General features: G+C 64.0%; 5 protein-coding genes. 2 read left to right on the forward strand and 3 right to left on the reverse strand.

The genetic code is table 11. From position 1 onward, the window contains the following. Positions 1-407: 407 nt before the first annotated feature. The 3 genes from OTB19_RS41775 to OTB19_RS41785 all read right to left on the reverse strand — a co-directional run bounded on the left by OTB19_RS41775 (position 408) and on the right by OTB19_RS41785 (position 2,789). Entirely contained in the window at positions 408-1,319 is a 912-nt protein-coding gene (locus OTB19_RS41775; protein WP_267804094.1) for a hypothetical protein, read from the reverse strand. 14 nt (positions 1,320-1,333) lie between these two features. Next, positions 1,334-1,684: a hypothetical protein gene (locus tag OTB19_RS41780; RefSeq protein ID WP_267804095.1), complete on the reverse strand. Its 351-nt coding sequence runs from the start codon at positions 1,682-1,684 to the stop codon at positions 1,334-1,336. 937 nt (positions 1,685-2,621) lie between these two features. Beyond that, entirely contained in the window at positions 2,622-2,789 is a 168-nt protein-coding gene (locus OTB19_RS41785) for a helix-turn-helix domain-containing protein (protein WP_324290595.1), read from the reverse strand. 163 nt (positions 2,790-2,952) lie between these two features. Between OTB19_RS41785 and OTB19_RS41790 the strand changes: the two genes are divergently transcribed. Continuing rightward, on the forward strand, positions 2,953-3,516 hold the full coding sequence (locus OTB19_RS41790; RefSeq protein WP_267804097.1) for a hypothetical protein: 564 nt from the start codon (positions 2,953-2,955) through the stop codon (positions 3,514-3,516). A 41-nt stretch (positions 3,517-3,557) separates the two neighbouring features. After that, complete coding sequence (locus tag OTB19_RS41795; RefSeq protein ID WP_267804098.1) at positions 3,558-4,241, forward strand: hypothetical protein; 684 nt, start codon at positions 3,558-3,560, stop codon at positions 4,239-4,241. The last annotated feature ends 66 nt before the right edge of the window (positions 4,242-4,307 follow it).

The following is a 4,307-nucleotide window of genomic DNA, read 5'->3' on the forward strand; positions in this document are numbered from 1 at the left end:
AGCGCGGCCAACTCCTCGTACGAGGGCAGCTGCGGCGGGGCATCGGTCACAAGGTCAATCTACCGGCCCCGCAGGACCACCTCGCACCACATCGCCGCAGCTCACCGGCCGTCCAAAACAGTCACCCACTGGGAGGCTTGCGGGGTCTCCCACAATTCAATCCAATAGGCCCGCTCGTGTTCCGACCATTCCCGACCCTTCGGAACGTCGGGGACGGGTAGGCCGTGGTCGAGCGGCAGAACGGTGAGCTTCTGCGCTTCGCGGTATCGAGAGATGGGGTTACGGGGCTTGGGCATGGCTGCGTCTCCTCCGGTTCTGGTCCCGGCGGGTGGATGGCCGGCACTGCGGGGCGTGAACGGAACGGGGCCCCGGCCTGTGCTCGCAGGGGCCCCGGATGCATCGGACGATCAGGCCGCGGTGGGCCATTCCACGGCGGCCTTCACGATTCCCTTGGTCGGCTTGGACTCATCAAAGGTGCTGTCCGCCTTCTTGGTGTCCAGCTCGGGGTATCGAACGATCTTGCCGCCGTACAGGTGGAGGGTGTCGATGTAGTCGGCCCGGTACTTCTCCGACTGGCCCTCACGGAAGCCGGAGAACTGGGAAGCGTAGGTGGCGAACTCCTTGTGTCCGGCCACGATGTCCACGCCCGCAGGCATGGCCGTGGTGGACAGGATCGTGAAGCCCGCCAGACGGGCCACGACACCGTTCGCCGTCACGCCGCCCTCGCCGTAGGCCGCAGCGTTGGCGACGGCCGGGTGTTCCACGAGGTAGCGCTTCACGCGAGGCGAGACGACCACGTACCGGCCTGCCGGGATGTCGTTGTCGTCCAGCGCCAGCATCATGTCCAGGATCGTGCTGTAGAGGCTCTGAGGGATGTTCGCTGCGGTCGGCTTGACGTTCGGAAGAGCCGTGGCGCCCTTGACGATGACGCCGCCCATGAACGTGTCGGCCTCCCGGGCAAGGGCCCGGATCATCTGCTGGTTGATCGGGGAACTGAGGCCGCCCGCAACCTGGACCCGCTCCGCGTCCTCAATGAGGACCTGGAGGTACTTGGCCTCAGTGATCGGGAGCTTCTGATCCACGGTCTCCGGCCGCTGGGCTGTCATGCCATCGGGGAGCTTGTAGTCCCCGACCGAGGGGCGCAGAAGCGAGTTGATGTGGACCACATCACCCTTCTTCCGGATCTCACCCTCGTACTTGTTGTTGGAGACGACCGGGGAAGCCCAAACCAGCAGCGGATCAAACTGGGTGAGCAGGTCGGCATCCCAGATTTCCGGGACGAACGTGTGACTAGCGGCAGACTGGTAGGCAAAGGTCATATAGGTACTCCTGGTTAGCGGTTACGAACGTCGAGGGAAACGCGGCGCACGGAAGGCGGACCGTTGCGGTTGTAGCCAGCTCCGGCAATAGGAGCGAACTTCGACTCCTGGGCCGCAGCGAGCGGAGCCAGGGCCTTGCCGATGGCCTCGGCCGATGGATTTCCGTCCTCATCAAGGAGCTTGGAAGTATCCAGATAATCGGTGAAACCGTCACCGAGCTTGATACCGGCCTGGGCGGCCTGAGCCTTGAGTTCGGCCTTAGCAAGCTTGGTGGCGTACTCACGCTGCACCTCGGCCCGGACAGTCTCGGAACCGTCGGCCGGCACCTGGGCTGGAGAATGGGAATCAGTCTGTGGGTCGCTCATAGGCGACACCTCCTCAGAAACTAATCAAGTGGAAAGAAGTAAGGGCCGCTCTCAAGGCGGCCCCTAACCTCACAACAGGACAACGTAAGAGACAGACGGGCCCCTACCCCCACACAATCAACTTCACGGGGTAAGGGTCCGCCCTCCGGTTGTCCGCTGTGATCTCACAGGCAGGTATCCGCAGAGCCGCATTCGAGCATTGTTGATGCTCAGGACTTCGAACGGGCCCGGACTCTCGTCCGCGTCAGAGGACCGCCGCCCAGCGGTCATGACTCCAAGGGGAAAGCTCCCCTCACCTATAAGAAAAAACGGACGCATGGCAGGTCATGGGATGCGCCCACTTCTTCAACCCCCCATCGTGAACGGCTCCAGGGGCTTGACCGGGCCTCGCGTACACATGGCCTCGGATGCCCACCACGGCCTAGCAGAGCCGATCACCGTCAGCGACCGGGACGAGGTGCGCCCAGTTTCCGGGCCGACCTTCGGTTCCCTGGTGTCGGCAAACCACAGCGCCACCGCGCGGCGGTCCTCACGGGTCGAATAGGCAATTTCCGGATGAACGCGCTTCTCCGCCTCCTGCCTGGTGTCGTACATCTCCGGCGGGCTCCGAAACCGTAGGACCTCCTCCACATAGGCCCCGCCCCGCCATGCGATATCGAGAGCGTCAGCCCTCTCTGGTTGCCTCTTTGGGGGCAGCCCCTTTCGCTCGCGATCCCGCGACATGGCGCGCCCCTGGTTCTCCCGATTCTGCTTGCACTCCGGGTGGTTCGGGTTCGTCGCCGGGTTCCTCCCTGGACCCCCTGGGCGTTCGTACGTGTAGGGCTCGCGGCAGGTAGCGCAAACGAGATCAACAAGCTTCACAGTGAGTGCAGTCAAGTACCACTCCAGGCAAAGAAAAAGCCCCCGGTTGCCTCGGGGGCGTCGTTGGTCACTTTGTTCAGTTCTGGCGGTCTAGCCATTCGTCCAGCTGCGCCGGATGGCACCGGAGGGACTGACCCAGCTTCCGGAAGGGGATTCCCCGGGCCTTCCAGTTCCCGTATACCCAGGACTTGGGGACGTTGAGATAGTCGGCCACGTCGTCAACGGTCATCAACTTTGAGTGCATCGGGCTCCCTTGCTCGCCGGTGGGCGACTGCTCCGCCCCGTTGCCGTCCGGCCGGAACCAGCATTACTCATTCCGAACCAACTGCACCACGTTCGGAGTGGTGGCGATCCTCACACTCTCCGAACAGGCTGCGGTGTGTTCGGATTCTGCTAGGGTCGGTCTTGTGAACACATCAACACCACAAGAAGCAGGCCAGGAGTGGCAGCGCGACGGGTCAGAGATCGTCTGGACGAGGTTCTACGGCCCTTGGCGTGTCGAAGCTCGCTGTCCCGTTGCGGCGCCGTTCAACGGCCCCTCAGAGCTGACCATTCGCCTGGCGGTGGGCGGCAGTCCCCAAGAGATCGACGAAGGCATGGATGCGGCCCTGGAGACAGACGGCATCCCAGCCAACCTCCTCCGTCAGATCCCACTAGCGGAGATCAAGGCAGGGGCCCGCGCGGTACTCGCCAAGCAGGATGACCGAGCCATGAACGAGCCCTACCCGGTACCGGCGCGCTGCCGCACGGAAGAGGACTACACCCTCCTTGTTGCGGAACTGGTCCGGATGCGCGCCACCGGCACCACGGCCCCTCAAGGCGAGCTGGCCGGCCGTCTGGGGATCGGCAAGGCCACCATGTCCGAGCGCATCAAACGATCTAAGGAACTCGGCCTCTGGGACGGACAACGGCTCACGGACAAGGCGACAGCCCTCCTTACCCAGTGGTGGCGCGAGCAGGAAGGCAACTGACCCACGCGGCAAAGCGCGGTAACGGGCTCGGGGGGACTCCGGTGGAGATCCCGCGCAAGGGCCGACCGAACACCTGGGGCGTAAGAACGCCCCTCCACTTCAACAAAGCAACGGGGAAGCAGGAGCGCTACTGGATAGGCCGGGAGTACAAGACCAAGACCGAGGCCGAGAAGGCACTACGGCAGTGGCACAACGACCACGACGCAGGGAAGATCGCCGCCCGCTCGGACATGAAGCTGGGTGACTGGCTCGACAAGTGGCTGAGCAATCACAGGAAGGAGGGAACGACCGTGGCCGGGTACGAGACGAAGATCCGTCTGCACATCAAGCCGCACATCGGCGGCGTGAAGCTGTGCGAGGTCACGGACGACACCCTTGACGACCTGTACCGGCTGCTGGAATCCGCCCCGTGTCCGACGAACAAGGGCAAGCCCCTCGGGGCCAAGACTGTCCGGCACGTACACAACATCCTGTCGGGTGCCCTCGGCGCTGCTGTGCCCAAGCTGATACCCGCCAACCCGGCGGCCACCGCGCACCCTCCCACCGCCCGAGAGATCCGCAAGCAGGAACGCGACTTCCCCACCGTGGACGACGGGCAGACTTCCCGCTTCCTGGGGTCGGTGTGGGAGCCGTGCGAGAACCGAGCCTGCGACGGCGGCCTGACCCTGGATCCACCGCGTAGTGGTCGGGCTGTGGATGGAGAAATCAGAAGAGGTGCCCGCTGACCTGGGATGATGGGAGTTTCTACGCTTCCATCAGACCCGAGCAAGAGGGCACCTCGTAAGTGAAAT

The organism is Streptomyces sp. H27-H5, from assembly GCF_026627505.1.
In the GTDB taxonomy this organism is placed as follows: domain Bacteria; phylum Actinomycetota; class Actinomycetes; order Streptomycetales; family Streptomycetaceae; genus Streptomyces.